Annotated in this window: 15 protein-coding genes; 6 read left to right on the top strand and 9 right to left on the bottom strand. The window is 41.4% G+C overall.

Going from position 1 to position 14698, the window contains the following annotated elements; genetic code table 11:
• Positions 1-46: 46 nt before the first annotated feature.
• Positions 47-358 carry a winged helix-turn-helix transcriptional regulator gene (locus AA980_RS07165; RefSeq protein ID WP_024028524.1) on the top strand — a complete coding sequence of 104 codons (312 nt, stop codon included), beginning with the start codon at positions 47-49 and terminating at the stop codon, positions 356-358.
• Positions 359-379: 21 nt separating this feature from the next.
• Positions 380-1300: a DsbA family oxidoreductase gene (locus AA980_RS07160; RefSeq protein ID WP_024028525.1), complete on the top strand. Its 921-nt coding sequence runs from the start codon at positions 380-382 to the stop codon at positions 1298-1300.
• Positions 1301-1360: 60 nt separating this feature from the next.
• On the opposite strand, the gene AA980_RS07155 is transcribed toward AA980_RS07160, so the two are convergent.
• Together AA980_RS07155 and AA980_RS07150 are read right to left on the bottom strand one after the other, a co-directional pair.
• A complete protein-coding gene (locus AA980_RS07155; RefSeq protein ID WP_024028526.1) occupies positions 1361-2593 on the bottom strand; it encodes a Zn-dependent hydrolase in 1233 nt (410 codons plus the stop codon).
• A gap of 345 nt (positions 2594-2938) precedes the next feature.
• The gene (locus AA980_RS07150; protein ID WP_024028527.1) at positions 2939-3820 is read right to left on the bottom strand and encodes a LysR family transcriptional regulator; all 882 of its coding nucleotides are present in this window, start codon (positions 3818-3820) and stop codon (positions 2939-2941) included.
• A gap of 221 nt (positions 3821-4041) precedes the next feature.
• Here AA980_RS07150 and AA980_RS07145 point away from each other — a divergent pair, with 221 nt between their 5' ends.
• On the top strand, positions 4042-5103 hold the full coding sequence (locus AA980_RS07145) for a YeiH family protein (RefSeq protein WP_024028528.1): 1062 nt from the start codon (positions 4042-4044) through the stop codon (positions 5101-5103).
• A 64-nt stretch (positions 5104-5167) separates the two neighbouring features.
• Here the strand turns inward: AA980_RS07145 and AA980_RS07140 are convergent, their stop codons facing one another.
• From AA980_RS07140 to kynU, 6 genes are all read right to left on the bottom strand, one after another.
• Positions 5168-5887 (bottom strand): hypothetical protein, encoded by a 720-nt coding sequence (locus AA980_RS07140; protein ID WP_024028529.1) that lies wholly within the window; start codon positions 5885-5887, stop codon positions 5168-5170.
• Positions 5887-6639 (bottom strand): hypothetical protein, encoded by a 753-nt coding sequence (locus tag AA980_RS07135; RefSeq protein WP_156351182.1) that lies wholly within the window; start codon positions 6637-6639, stop codon positions 5887-5889. The genes AA980_RS07140 and AA980_RS07135 overlap by 1 nt, the downstream gene beginning before the upstream one ends.
• Positions 6623-7519, bottom strand: coding sequence for an ABC transporter ATP-binding protein (locus AA980_RS07130; protein WP_024028531.1), 897 nt, complete (start codon positions 7517-7519; stop codon positions 6623-6625). The genes AA980_RS07135 and AA980_RS07130 overlap by 17 nt, the downstream gene beginning before the upstream one ends.
• Positions 7516-7896, bottom strand: coding sequence for a GntR family transcriptional regulator (locus AA980_RS07125; RefSeq protein WP_024028532.1), 381 nt, complete (start codon positions 7894-7896; stop codon positions 7516-7518). The genes AA980_RS07130 and AA980_RS07125 overlap by 4 nt, the downstream gene beginning before the upstream one ends.
• 354 nt (positions 7897-8250) lie before the next feature.
• A complete protein-coding gene (locus tag AA980_RS07115; protein WP_024031064.1) occupies positions 8251-8721 on the bottom strand; it encodes a nucleoside deaminase in 471 nt (156 codons plus the stop codon).
• A 107-nt stretch (positions 8722-8828) separates the two neighbouring features.
• Positions 8829-10121 carry a kynureninase gene (gene kynU, locus AA980_RS07110; RefSeq protein ID WP_024031063.1) on the bottom strand — a complete coding sequence of 431 codons (1293 nt, stop codon included), beginning with the start codon at positions 10119-10121 and terminating at the stop codon, positions 8829-8831.
• Positions 10122-10458: 337 nt separating this feature from the next.
• Between kynU and AA980_RS07105 the strand changes: the two genes are divergently transcribed.
• Positions 10459-11706: a GGDEF domain-containing protein gene (locus AA980_RS07105; RefSeq protein ID WP_024031062.1), complete on the top strand. Its 1248-nt coding sequence runs from the start codon at positions 10459-10461 to the stop codon at positions 11704-11706.
• Positions 11707-11917: 211 nt separating this feature from the next.
• On the opposite strand, the gene AA980_RS07100 is transcribed toward AA980_RS07105, so the two are convergent.
• Positions 11918-12508, bottom strand: coding sequence for a biotin transporter BioY (locus AA980_RS07100; RefSeq protein WP_024031061.1), 591 nt, complete (start codon positions 12506-12508; stop codon positions 11918-11920).
• Positions 12509-13016: 508 nt separating this feature from the next.
• Between AA980_RS07100 and AA980_RS07095 the strand changes: the two genes are divergently transcribed.
• Together AA980_RS07095 and AA980_RS26200 are read left to right on the top strand one after the other, a co-directional pair.
• Positions 13017-14522 carry a sodium-dependent transporter gene (locus tag AA980_RS07095; RefSeq protein WP_024026428.1) on the top strand — a complete coding sequence of 502 codons (1506 nt, stop codon included), beginning with the start codon at positions 13017-13019 and terminating at the stop codon, positions 14520-14522.
• Between the two features lies 1 nt (position 14523).
• Positions 14524-14628 carry a methionine/alanine import family NSS transporter small subunit gene (locus AA980_RS26200; protein WP_082195658.1) on the top strand — a complete coding sequence of 35 codons (105 nt, stop codon included), beginning with the start codon at positions 14524-14526 and terminating at the stop codon, positions 14626-14628.
• Positions 14629-14698: the final 70 nt, after the last annotated feature.

Below are 14698 nucleotides of genomic sequence, written 5' to 3'. Positions count from 1 at the left end.
ATTTTTTATATCATATATACTTAAGTTTATAAGGGAGGTTGTTATATTGGAAATTTGCCCCTATCTACAATACTCATTTGAAATATTAGGCAAAAAGTGGAATGGCCTCATCATCCATTACCTCTCACTTTGTCCCAATGGAAAAGCCCATTTTTCCGAAATGAAACGTGACCTTCCGGATATTACGCCAAGAGCCCTTTCATTAAAGCTAACAGAGCTTGGCGAGTACGGATTAATTGAAAAAAAGGTGGTCACTGGATCCCCAGTTATTATTTCGTATGAATTAACTGAAAAGGGCCAATCCTTAACAGCGGCACTGGAATCGATTCAGAAATGGGCATTGCAATACAAAAATTAGAAAAGGAAAGAGGAGACTTACATGACGAACAACAAAATGGTTTGCGACTTAGAAACAGGCGTTTGCGGTGAAGCAGGCGATGAGACATTTGAGACAATCGATTTGAACCAACCCCAAAAGAAGATCACACTTTATTATGTAACGGACCCAATCTGCTCTCACTGCTGGGCACTGGAGCCAGTATTGCGCAAGTTTGAAGAGCAGTATGGACAATATTTTGATTTGCATACAGTGATGGGGGGATTATTAGAAAGCTGGGACGGCTTTGCTGACGTAGCCAATGGTATTGGCAGTCCGGCAGATGTTGCAGGTCACTGGAGAGAAGTTGGCGAGTACTCGCGAATGCCAATTGACGGTTCCTTATGGCATGACAATCCCGTTCATTCTTCGTTCATCCCATCCCGTGTGTATAAAATCGTTCAGCAACAGGATGAGCAGCTGGCGAGAACTTTTTTACGGCGTGCAAGAGAAGCTGTTTTTGCCTTCAATGAAAATATTGCTGATGAACAGGTATTGATTAACATCGTAAACCAATTGGGGTTAGATGGAGAAACAATTGTGAAAGAAGCAGAACTCCCTAAAGGACACGAACTATTAAATCAAGACTTTGCCCTAGCCAGGAGCCTTGGTGTACGCGGCTTCCCAACCATCATAATGGTAAACGAAGAAAACAAAGGCGTCAAAATCGTAGGTTCACGTCCACTAGAATACTACGTGAAGGGCCTTGAACAAATATTAGGAACAACTGACTCTTTACAAGCACAGACACCTTCTTCACTTAAAAACCTCCTTGAAAAAGAAGGTCTATTATTCTCAAAAGAAATCGAAGTCCTGTATGATCTTGAACAAAATCAGGTCAGCTCATTTATTGAGGCAGGGATTTCATCTGACGATTACGAACTGAATGAAATTCTTGGAGAAACTTATCTCGAAAAAAAGTAGAAAAAAGTCATAAAAAAAAGACTCTTCCTTAAGCGAAAGAGTCTTTTTTTGCATGTTTACCTATTTTGCCAACAATGTCAGCACTGTATCTAAAACAACATTTACACCCTTTTCACAATCTTCCCACGTCGTTAGCTCTTCTTCACAATGGCTTTTTCCATTGATACTTGGCACAAACAGCATTGCCGTTGGAACGAAGCTTGCAATGAATTGCGCATCATGGCCGGCACCGCTGACCATCCGTCGATTGGAATAGCCCAGCGATTGTGCCGATTCTTCAAGCAGATTGCAGATGTCCGGTTCGAACCAAACGGTATCCCGCTCCCATAATTTGGTCACTTTAACCTCACAGCCCTCATTGACTCCTAAATGTGGCAGACCTTGAACAAAATCCTTATAAGTGCTGACGATTTCCGGATCCTTATGCCGCGCCTCTAGCGAAAAGATTACCTTATTAGGAATGACAGTATGGATACTCGGATACACATTCACTCGGCCGATAGTGAAGACCAATTCTTCATCTAACGCACTTAAGCGTTGGCGGATTTCATTGATTAAGTTATTAGTTGCAAACAGAGCATCTTTTCGCATGTTCATTGGGGTTGTACCGGCATGGTCCGATTCCCCGGTTACTTCAATCTCAAAGCACGCCATCCCGACGACACATTCGACGACACCTATAGAAAGCGCAACATTTTCTAAAATGGGCCCTTGTTCAATATGTAATTCCAAGAAGGCGGTCGCTTCTTTCAGACGGTTTTCAATATCCCCTGCGTACCCGCTTGCTTGAAGGGCTTCCTCAAAGGTAATTCCTTCAGCATCTTTCTTTTTCAACATAACAGACTTATCAAATTTCCCTGAGAGAACACCTGATGCCATCATCGAAGGTTCGAATCTTGCGCCTTCTTCATTAGTAAAATTCACAATCGTAATTGGAATCCGCGGCTTGATATTATTTTCCACTAGCGTTCTAACCACTTCCAGGCCAGTCACGACACCTAGCACCCCATCAAAGCGGCCGCCTTTTTTTACCGTATCCAGGTGGGATCCAATCAGGATTGGAGGTTTATTTTCACTGCCCTCAAGGGTGGCATACATGCAGCCCATATCATCGACCGTGACCGCCATTCCTAATTCCTCGCAACAGGAACGGAAGTAATCCCTTACCTTGTAATCCTGTTCTGATAATGATAACCGGGTGACCCCATTGTTTTCTGTTCGGCCAAAATCGGCAAATTGCTCCAGTGTCTGCTTCAGTCTTTCTCCGTTAATCAATAGCTTTTGTTTTTGCATGATTAAACACTCCCTTTTAAAAATGAGATTAAGAACGTTTCTATGTGTGTTAATAAATCTCATGGAGTTGAAAAGCAGAAATTCAGTTTGTCAGGAACGGTTACGACTCTTCTTTCGTAAGCCGTCCCGTTCCCGCAATCATCTTATGATAACATTTTTAAAAATATTCAGTCATCTTAATTATATAACACTTCCCCTTGCTGTCACTAGACAAAACATCAAATCCTTCAGGGAGATTGTTTTATAAATTGTATGATTCACAGCTTTGCACAATGAGGATACAGCGAATGAGCCAATTGGTATTGAATGTGTAGATATTCTAATATGCAGTGCTTTAATTTCCCATCAAGCTAGGTATCCTCTTAATGATCCGATAAATGTCTTCAATGCTTTTGTCTGATAGGAGGTATGCGTTAGGATTGAAAAATTCCGTTTAAATGGCAGTCCCTGGACATCAATCTTTCCCATATAGCCATTGGTTATTTCCTTCTCGATTGCCCACTGAGACAATAAGCTGATTCCAAGCCCCGCTTCAACCGATTCCTTAATCAGCTGTGTGCTTCCGAATTCCAAGATTTTTTTCGGAGTAAACTCAGACATCCGAAACAGATTTTCAGCAGCCTCCCTTGTGCCGGAGCCCTCTTCTCGTAGAATCCATGTTTCTTCCGCTAAATCAGACATCCTTTTTTCCCATTTCTCAGTCAATAAATGATGTCCAAGCGGCGCAACAATAAGCATATTATCTTCAGATACGACTTCTGAATTTAACGTATCCTCTTTAAAAAATCCTTCAATGATTCCAATATCTAGTTGATGCATTTTCACCAGCTCAATGATTTCCTTTGTATTTTGGATTTTGATGGACGGACTGATCTGAGGGTATTCCCGTTGCATTCTAGCAATAATATGCGGCAGGATATATTCACCAAATGTATAGCTCGCGCCAATCGCAAGCGGTCCGCTCGCCTTATTGGTCAGGTCATCGACCAGTGACTGCATTTTTGTATAAAGTGCTAGAATTTCTTTTGCGTGATGGTAAACAATCTCCCCGGCCTGATTGAGGCGCACATATTTATTGCTCCTCTCTAGCAGCCTCGTGCCGATGGATTCTTCTAAGGTTCTAATATACTGGCTGACCGCAGGCTGCGTCATATGCAGTTCCTCCGCCGCTTTCGAAAAATTCTCCTTTTCAACAACCTTTACAAATACCGCTAAATGCTGATCCATCGTTTTGCTCCTTAACGTTTTTTGTAGCATCGGAATTTATATTAATTCGACTATGAGAATTGTCTAGCGCAAGCAGCCCATTGACTAGTAGTTCGCTAAATTGGCGCTTGCGTTTTTCTCATTTATATAAATTTACTTATCATCCCTATTATATATCTTTATTTTCCTTATGTATAAAACAGGAGTATGCTGAGGATAGAAAAATAACTGAGGTGATTTGAATGGGGAGCCAAAGTGCTAGAACTTTATCTTTGAATGAACAGGCTGAACAGCCGCAAAAAAGGCCCGAACCAAAGCCTTCCGCAGGATTATGGTTATCAGGAATCGCGTTTACCGTTGTGATCGCGGCAATCGGATATGTTTTATCAAAAGTCCCTGGCTTTGATCGTGTTGGCCCGCTCGCTTGTGCTATTGTGATTGCGGTTATGTATCGGCAATTTCTCGGTTATCCGGAAAAAATCCGCGCCGGGATCCAATTTTCCTCGAAACGTTTTTTACGTTTTGCAATTATTTTATACGGTTTAAAACTTAATATCGATATTGTGCTCCATCAAGGACTGGGACTGCTTGCACGGGATGTTGGTGTCATCGCTTTTGCAATATTATTTACCGTTTGGCTGGGAAAATTGCTGAAAGCCGAATCTTCCCTCGTTATGCTTCTGGGAGTCGGTACAGGTGTATGCGGGGCAGCGGCGATTGCAGCCGTTTCGCCAATCATCAAAGCAAAGGATGAAGATACTGCTATTGGTGTAGGAATTATTGCGTTAGTTGGGACAGTTTTTTCGATTACGTATACCATCCTGCGCCCGTTTCTTCCGTTATCAGCGATTGATTATGGAATTTGGAGCGGGATCAGTCTTCACGAAATTGCCCATGTTGCTTTAGCCGGTGCTCCAGCTGGTCCGGATGGGTTAGCAATTGCCTTACTGGCCAAATTAGGCCGGGTGCTGCTGCTTGTGCCATTATGCTTTATTTTAATGTATTGGGTAAAAAGAAAAAGTGCCGGAAAGGCCGGGGATACGAAAATTGAATTCCCATGGTTTCTGATTGGTTTTATATTGATGAGCTTGTTTGGAAGTTATGTTCTTGGCAAATCGATTCCGGTTTCAAAGGCGGCCATGGATGGGATTGCAAACGCAACAACCTTTATTTTAACCACCGCTATGGTCGGCCTTGGTTTGAATGTAAGCTTGCGCGATCTCCGGACCAAAGCTGCTAGACCGTTAATTGCGATGTTGATTACATCAGTCATTCTATCAATCGCTGCGTACTTTATTGCTTAAAAACCGTCTGTTTTTAGTGGTTTAATAGGTATGTAAAGAGGAAACAGGAGTACCTGTTTCCTCTTTACTGCTCAACAAATTGAATGTCTTGATTCGATTGGTCATGCAGTTCAAGGTCTTTCGGGATGCGCAGGTAGAGAATACTTTGTCCATGCATAATGTCGGTATTATGGTCGAATAAGGATGCCTCTCCTGTAAACTGACTGACCGAAAATGGGCTTGAAAATTCTGTGAAGGCCAGGTTACTTGCCTTTGGATTCTTGATTGTTAAACTGTCCCCCGTTAGTGTCAAGCCAGGGGGATTTGCTAAATCAGATATTTCCATCCCATCCACACTTGAACTTGTTTTATAAAATACAGCTTCAAGCGTGCCATCATTGGTCTGTTTCCGCTCGACTACGATGGAAATATTTTGGTATTCATCATTATCAAAAGCGATTGCAAGCTGTTCCCCTGTTACAGTAAATTGCCATTGTTTACGGATCCATTTATTGTCAACCTGATTGATTTTCCCCTCCTTTACTGCCTCATATAAGTTTAAGCCTTCACGTTCCAATTCCTCGCTATCCACCTTTTCCAGCCCTTCCACTATTTTAGCGGGATGAACAGCTGCCAACACAACACAAATCAAAAGGACCGCTACATATCCGCTGAAGATCCACAGAACACGATGACTGTATGAGATTTTTCCTTTCCGATTGATTGTTCTTTTCATCGCTTTTGCCGAAAAAGCCACAATACCGATAATTATCATTAAAGCAATAAGAGTTGTTAGCATCCCCATTATGACCGGACCTCCATTCTATTCGATAACGCAAAGGTTCCAGAAATAAGCAGGCCCGCCGTAACAATGACTTTTATAATAAACACTGTTAATGATGGTTCCATAAAGAAAAAATTAAATCCCTTTGCGATGACTCCTTCATTTCCTCTAAGTCCATCAATAATTAATCCCCCGAAAAAAGCTGCTGGTATCAAAACTGCAAATGCTTTATTAATCTGGACTAATGTTCCAAATAAATAACCGAGCGCACAAAATAGGAAGATGTAGAGAGAAGTAGAGAACGAGCCTAAGAAAAACTCGTTTGGAGCCGCCAGGACTGACGTGCTTTTTAGAGATACGTCACTAAAAAAATAATAAACAATCACTTTGATTAAATACGTAGATAACATCGATGTAATTCCGCCAATGATACTTGCGGTTAATAAAAATACTATATTAGACAAATTACTGCTGGTTCGATTGGTAACAAAGACGAAGTCATCATTGCGATACGCCTTCGTTGTGATGATGATGGCGGTAATAAACCCCCACAGCATTGTAAAGACCACCACCAATACAGCGGAGAAATATTTGATTTCTATTTGCATATTTCCATCACTTGAACCCATCCCCCCGACACCATTCATGGAAAAAAGGACAGCTAACAATTGAATGAAAATCAGCGACATGAAAACCTGGCTGTAAGCCTTCATCTTATAAAGATACTGCTTTTTTACAACGTCTGTCAGTCGAACACTAGTTAAAGACATCATCAATTCCCCCTTTCGTTTTGCTAGTTAAATAGACACAAAGGTCACTCGAAGTAACCGGCGTAAGTTCGAGTCCGGCGACACGGGCTTTTTGCCATTCTACTTCGGAAAAATCATTCCTTACGGCAACATACGACTGGTCTAGGCCGATGCTTTTTGTATAGATAACCTCTTTGTTCCTGGTCCATTCGTTAATCACAGAAGTCTTTCCCTGCAATCCAATCGCCCATTCTTTCAAGTCGGCTACCGGCAAATGCAGCAGTTCTTTCCCATCTTTCATAAGCAGAATGTCTTCTAGCAAATCCTCAATTTCATTCAAGTGATGACTCGAAATAATGATGGTTCTTGGGTGGGCAAGATAGTCCTTAAGTAAAGCACGGTAAAAATCCTTTCGGACCGCTGCATCCATCCCGGATGTCGGTTCATCAAAAAGAGTTAGCGGGACTCGGGCAGCCAATCCTAAAATGGCGTTAAACGTGCTTTTCATTCCCTTAGATAATCCGTTATGATGCTGCAATGGGTTGAGGGAGAAATACTCTAAGAGTCGGTTCGCCAAATCATGGTCCCATTTTTCATAAAAACTCGCTGCTGTATCCAATATTTCCTTAAGATTTAAGGAAGTCGGCAGATTCATTTGGTCATGAATAAAAATCACATTCGCCGAAACCAGCAGGTTGTTAAACGGATTTTCGGAAAAAACGTTCAGTTCCCCAGAAGTTTCCTTCAAATAACCGGCAATGATTTTTAGCAAGGTTGTTTTCCCAGCACCATTCCGCCCGATGAGTCCAGTAATTTTATTTTCTTCAATTTTGCAGCTAAGATTGTTTAATGCTTTTGCCCCGCCATATACTTTCGTCAGTCCACGACACTCGATTACAGTCATTGCTCTTCCTCCCCTATGTCAGCCGTTTTGATCATGTCGATTAATTCCTCTTTGCTTACCTGAAGCCGTCCCGCTTCCAAAACAATTTCCTGTACAAGCCGCTTCAACGTTTGGTTTTTTCGCTTGGTCAGAATCATTTCTTTAGCATTGCTCGTGACAAACATCCCAAGCCCGCGCTTTTTCATTAAAATTTGTTCATCCGCCAAAATGTTCAGCCCCTTTGCCGCCGTTGCCGGGTTAATATTAAAAATCTCTGCAAGCTGATACTGGGAGTAAATTTTTTGTTCACTTTCAACATTTCCATTTAAAATCTCATTCTCCAGCCACTCTGAAATTTGGACATAAATCGGCTTCGTCCCGTCCAGATTAAGAATCAATCTTTTCACCCCTCCCCTGATATAGTGCATTAGTGATGTAATGTAGTATATCATAATTGGTAATGATAAACAATTACCCTTGAGAAATTTTTTTAAAAAAACAAAGGCAATGTTAAAGCACGTTGTTGATTTTGAGCACAATGTTGATTGGAGTGGAGGGCGCAAGACTCCTGCGGGAGCAGCGGGACAGGTGAGACCCCGCAGGCGCTTTAGCGCCGAGGAGGCTCACCGCCCGCCCCGCGGAAAGCGAAGCGCCTGGAAAGGAAATCAACATTCCCTTTTAACACAGCAAAAAACAAAAAAGCCCCTTACCTTGGGGCAATCCCGCACCAAGGTCAGAGCCTTTTGCAACCTTTAATAATTAATCTTGTTCGTTTTGTGTATCCAGGCATTTAATGGCATATAGGTATTGCTTGGGACGATTCGTTTCATGGGAATACTTCGTTTTTCTACTGGCAGGGCAAGTTGTTTGTATATAAAGAGGTCGTCAAATCCAATTTGTGCTGCATCTTTATTTGTACAAGCATAGTAAACTGATTTTAGTCTGGCCCAATAGATCGCTCCTAAACACATTGGGCATGGTTCACAGCTTGAATATATTTCACAATCTCTTAATTCATGACTATTCAAATACCGGCATGCAGCCCGAATCGCCTGCATCTCAGCATGTGCCGAAGGATCCTTATTTGCCACTACTTGGTTACGGCCGACCGCAATGATCTGCCCGTTTTTAACGATAATCGCACCAAACGGCCCGCCGCCGTTAGTTACAACATTATCAAGCGCAAGATCTACCGCTGCCTTCATAAACATTTCTTGACTCATCTTCTTCCCCCTGTCCTTTAAGACATTTTTCCTCCATATAAGGGTATTCCTAAATTTAGGAAGGGCGAATTAGAAATCATCTATAAACCTTGGATGACACAACTTCTTTATGCGACAACTTCCCGTTCGTTGCTGAATTTTTTGTATTGTTCTTCGATCATGATGGTTTTTAGAATTTGCACCGTTTTCCAAATGTCATGATAGCTGGTATAAAGGGCAATCGGGGCTAAACGGATGACGTTGGGCGCACGAAAATCCGGTGTTACCTTGTTTTCTTTTAACGCCTTGCAGATGCGCGCTGCATCATGATGTTCAAGGCTGACATGCCCGCCTCTATAGCGGTCATCCCCTGGATTGGTGATGGAAAACCCCATACCCCGCAGCTCACAGTCAATCAGCTCCATCATATACCGGGTCAAACTTAAAGATTTACTGCGAATATTTTCGATTCCTGCTTCCTGAAAAATTTCTAACGATCCCAAAATCGGTGCTAAGCTTAATATATGTGGTGTACCAATTTGGAAGGCACCTGCTGTTTCGGCAGGCGTGTGGACATGCTCCATATCAAATTGTTTCTCCTTTTTCGAACCAAACCAGCCCCCCAGACCCGGTCCGTGAAATGCCTCAAGCTGCTTTTCATGAACGAAAAGTCCCCCGACACTGCCTGGGCCGCCATTCAAATATTTATAATTGCACCACACCGCAAAGTCCACTCCCCAATCATGCAGTTCATGAGGCATCGCCCCAATGGAATGGGCAAGATCAAAACCAATGATGATTCCGCGCTTATGGGCTTCATGCGTCAAGATCTCCATATCAAGGAGCTGGCCGCTGCGATAGAGCACTGATGGAAGCAAAATGACAGCCACTTCATCCGTCATTGCGGCTATAATGTCTTCCTCGTTGAGGGTTCGCCCATCCCTGCTTTTCACGCAAATGAGATCTTCAACAGGGTCAAGGTTCTTTATCCTTAACTGACTTTGAAGGGCGTAAATATCCGACGGAAAAGTTAACTCGTCTGCTAAAATTTTCTTTCTTTTTCCTTCAGGCTTATAAAAGGTTGCTATTAACTGGTGGATATTGACGGTAATAGAGCCCGTCGCAATCACTTCTTCTTCCTTGGCACCAACTAAAGGTGCAAGCATCCCTGCCACTTTTTCAGATAGGGAAAACCAAGGCTGCTTCCCGACCATCCAGCCATCAATTCCATACCTCTTCCAGTCTTCAAGGGAAGTTAACAGCGTTTCCTCTGCACGTTTGGATAATAGGCCTAATGAATTTCCATCCATATAATAATGATCCTTTTGAAGGTAAAATTCTTCGCGAAACTTTGTTAATTTCGCTTTTTCATCTAGTAATTTTGCATAGGCTTCTGAAGCATCGAGTAAAGACCCCTCCATTATTAACAATCATCCCTTCATCTATCAGATTGGAAAATCAGGTGCATACACCAGTGAACTAGGAAGTAGAATCTTATTTTTATCAAAACAACCAAACTTCACTTTATCGCTATGTGATAATTATAAAACATTATATCTGCTATACGGGACTAAATGTCTTTAGTTTTCTGAATTTTACTAATAATTTTTCAAGAAACCAATAATTTTGTAAAAAGTAGTTCGTTATCTTCAGGAAATTTTGTACAATAGGAATATAGACAGGCCCATTATGACAATCTTTTTAAATTCGATATTGATTAAGATAGAATTTATGATACTAGGAAGTGAATGGAATGTTATGTTGAAAACTAGGATTTACGAATTATCGTTATTTTTTACTTCCGTGGCCATAGTTTTTTTCTCATCTAATATTTTGGCAGACAACACCAGCTTTATTATGGCTTTAATTGTCTTCTGGTTTTTCTCCAGTCTATACTTTCGCCTACGGGTTTTCTTTAAAAACGGCAATACCAATATTGAATATGGAATAAGCTATGATTTATCCCTTATTTTATTTGCCGGTCCATTTGGCTTGTTTATCTTTGAAACCCTTTATCGATTTACCGTTTATTTTTATCGAAAATGGGCAAAGATGGCTGATCCAAATGAGTTTTTCGATACTTTTTACAACATTGGCTCCTTTGTTATTACACACTCGATTGCTTATTTTTTATTCCAGCACTTTTATTCAAGTTTTCAATCCTTTCCCTTTGGCTATTGGATTCTGTTATTTGGATTAGTTTGTCTTTCTTCCTATTTGTCAGGTGCGATCATGTTGATTTTATTTGTTACTTTAGGAGAACAAAAATCATTTAAAGAGGGCATCGATTTTATTTTTAGAGACATAAGTTTACTAGACTATGGGAAAGTGGCAATCACGAACGGTCTATTATTTCTTTTTCTTAAAGACGGAAAATGGGAAATGATTATCAGCCTATTTATCTTAAATTATATTGTTAACCTCTCGTTCTACTCTAAATCTCAAAGTATACAAAATAAGCTGGAGCGGGACCAATTTGAACAAATGGCCTATACGGACTTTTTGACAGGCGTCTTCAATCGCACCTTCATGGATAAAAAGATGGCCGAGTTAAATCAAACCGGGGAGGATATCGGTATTGTCGTCGCCGACATCGATAAATTTAAAGGAATTAACGATAACTACAATCATGCCGTGGGAGATAAAGTAATCCAGCATTTTGCCTCCACGTTAAAAAGCTATCTAAGTCAAGAGGATTATCTTTTCAGAAGCGGCGGTGAAGAATTTACGCTTTGTCTTAGAAACAGAAACTATACCCAGGCCGTAGATTTGATCAACAGGATGCTTGGCGGGATTGCAAATAATTCCGTACAAGTAGAGTATAACGGGGAAATAAGGACTATTTCCTACACAGCATCGTTCGGGCTCTATTTCTACAAAGTGAATGATCACACCTCAATGGAAAAAGCCTATATCCAAGCCGACGAACTATTGCTCCAATCCAAACAGCTCGGAAAAAACCAAGTATCCGCCCTCAACGGCCTCCTAAACAAGAAAGTGGTATAACCAGAAATTTATGGTTATGCCGCTTTTTTTGTTTGCGTTGATCGGGTGTCATTATTGGGTGTCACTATTGGGTGTCAGGCACCACAAAAAGACATTTGTCCGCCTCCAGTGGACACAGTCTGATTTTGGTGTCAGGCACCATAAAAAGACATTTGTCCGTCTCCAGTGGACACTTTCTTTTCCACGTGCCTGACACTATTTAGGAAACTATCTAGGAAACGCGTTTTAATTGTTTGAATTGGCCTTTTGATAGGACGGTTTTTTCTAGCCGGTGGGCCATCATTCCTGCAAATATGGCTAGGATTAAATCCTTTGGCAACGGGGGAACCATCCAGAGCCATGCCATTTTGTATGTAAAGCCAGATGGTGCCGCAGCCCAGATTTTATAGGCAAAGTACATCCAGTTTGTTCCTAAGAGGTAATTGACGGCCATGCCGATTACAGCTGCAATGATAAAAGCCGCCACAGTTTTTTTCCTTTCCACCACTCTTCCAATGATAAATGCAACAAAAATATATGAAACGATAAAGCCGAAGGTAGGTCTAATAATGATAGAGAGACCACCATAAAAATCTGCAAAGACCGGCGCCCCCACCATGCCTACTAACATATAAACAAGCATCGCAATGGCTCCCAAACGACTCCCCAAAATTAACCCTGCTAAAATAGCGAAAAATGTTTGCAGGGTGATCGGTACTCCGCCAACACGCAAAAACGGAGCGATTGTCGTGATGTTAGCCCCAATCGCCATAAGTGCCACGAACATACCAACTAGTGTTATATCAAGTGCCCTTAACTTCATTCTTTTCAATCTCCTATCCCAAAATAAAATGTCATAAATTTAAAATAAATGGTTAGAGGTAGTATTGTCAACCTATAATTAATTTTGGTTAACAATTAATTTTTTTAATTAGGCTGTGTTAAAGAACATTGTTGATTATGAACACAATGTTGATTGGAGTGGAAGGCGCGAGACTCCTGCGGGAGCAGCGGGACAGGTGAGACCTCGCAGGCGCTTTAGCGCCGAGGAGGCTCACCGCCCGCCCCGCGGAAAGCGAAGCGCCTGGAACGGAAATCAACATTCACTTTTAACAAAGCCTTTAATTAAAAAAAATGAGATACCCTAACGTGATAACCAACCATTTTCCCACCGCTTTAATGCTAACCTACAGGATTTATCCTTTGGCAAAAATTACAATTAAACAAATTATTCTAAAGAGTTTGACATCTATCACCAATAACTATATATTAGGATAATAATAAAATTATCTGAATCTTATAAAAAGATATCCTGTTTAGGAGGGACATTTATGGAGAATCGTCAGCAGTGGGGCTCTAGATACGGTTTTATCATGGCAGCAGTGGGGTCCGCAGTTGGATTAGGGAATATATGGCGATTCCCCGCCGTTGCTTATGAGAATGGCGGAGGTGCCTTTTACTTTCCCTATTTATTTGCACTTTTAACCGCGGGGATCCCGATTTTAATTTTGGAATTCACGATTGGTCACAAATACCGAGGTTCAGCACCACTTTCCTTCTTCCGGATTAGCAAAAAAGCGGAATGGCTTGGCTGGTGGCAAGTATTAATCTCGTTTGTTATTTGTACCTATTACGCAGTGATTATTGCATGGGCCGTTAAATACACAATCTATTCGGTTGGTACCCAGTGGGGGGCAAAACCTGATCAATTTTTATATGGAAAAGTTTTAAAATTATCTGAAACTCCTGGAGATATCGGCAGTTTAGTTCCAGGCGTAGTTATTCCATTACTTTTTGTTTGGGCTGTTACGCTTTTCGTTCTATACAGGGGTGTATCAAAAGGAATCGAAAGACTAAATAAGATTTTTATCCCAACTCTTGTCATCATGTTCTTAATCATCGTTATACGTGCGGTTACACTTGACGGTGCTGCTGAAGGACTAAACGCCTTCTTTAAGCCCAACTGGGATAAAATGCTTGACGGAAAAGTATGGGTTGCCGCATACGGACAAATCTTCTTCTCATTATCCATTGGATTTGCCATTATGCTTACTTATTCTAGCTATCTACCAAAAAAATCGGATATCAATAATAATGCCTTCATTACCGGTTTTGCCAACTCTGGATTTGAATTACTTGCTGGTATCGGAGTATTTGCCGCTTTAGGGTTTATGGCTAAACAGCAGGGGGTACCAATTGATCAAGTGGTTAGCAGCGGAATCGGCCTTGCGTTCGTTGTCTTCCCAAGCATTATTAATGAATTTCCTGGATGGAATGGACTATTCGGAATACTATTCTTCCTTTCACTTGTTTTTGCTGGAATGACATCGCTGATTTCGATTGTAGAAACCTTTGTCGCCGGTGTTCAGGATAAGTTTAATGTCTCGCGGACAAAAGCAGTTTTAGCTAGCGGTTTAACTGCCGCTGTCATTTCATTGCTGTTTGCCACAAACGGCGGATTGCGTTTGCTTGATATTGTCGATTATTTCATCAATAACTTCGGTGTTGCTCTTGCGGGATTAGTGGAAATCATCTTGATGGCATGGTTCTTTAAAGGATTAACTGGTTTACAAAAGCATGCTAACGAAATTTCAGACTTGCGCACTGGTGCTTGGTGGAAATTCTGCCTCGCAATCCTTACACCACTTGTTCTTGGATACATGATGTTTGATAACATCCGTCAGAACCTTGCGAAAAATTACGAGGGTTACCCAACGAGCCTGATATTGTTCGCTGGAGTAGTTGTTGCCGCAGGTGTTATCCTAGTTGCTCTCCTCCTTTCCCTTAAGGGATGGAAAGCCAATGCCAATGTAGAAGAGAAAGAGGGGGTCGCCTAGCATGTCAGGAAGCGCAATTACCATGATGGTCGTAGGAATTGTTATTATATGGGGCGGTTTAGCAGCCAGCGTTTTCAACGTTATCAGAGTTTCAAAAAAATCATAAACACCGGTAAAAACAAAAAGAAAGGATTGAGCACTACTTATAGCTCAATCCTTTTTTTCGTTAAACGGAA

Origin of the sequence: Neobacillus vireti (genome assembly GCF_001026695.1) — a bacterium.
GTDB lineage: Bacteria > Bacillota > Bacilli > Bacillales > Cytobacillaceae > Neobacillus > Neobacillus vireti.
This window is presented reverse-complemented; position numbering and strand designations above follow the sequence as displayed.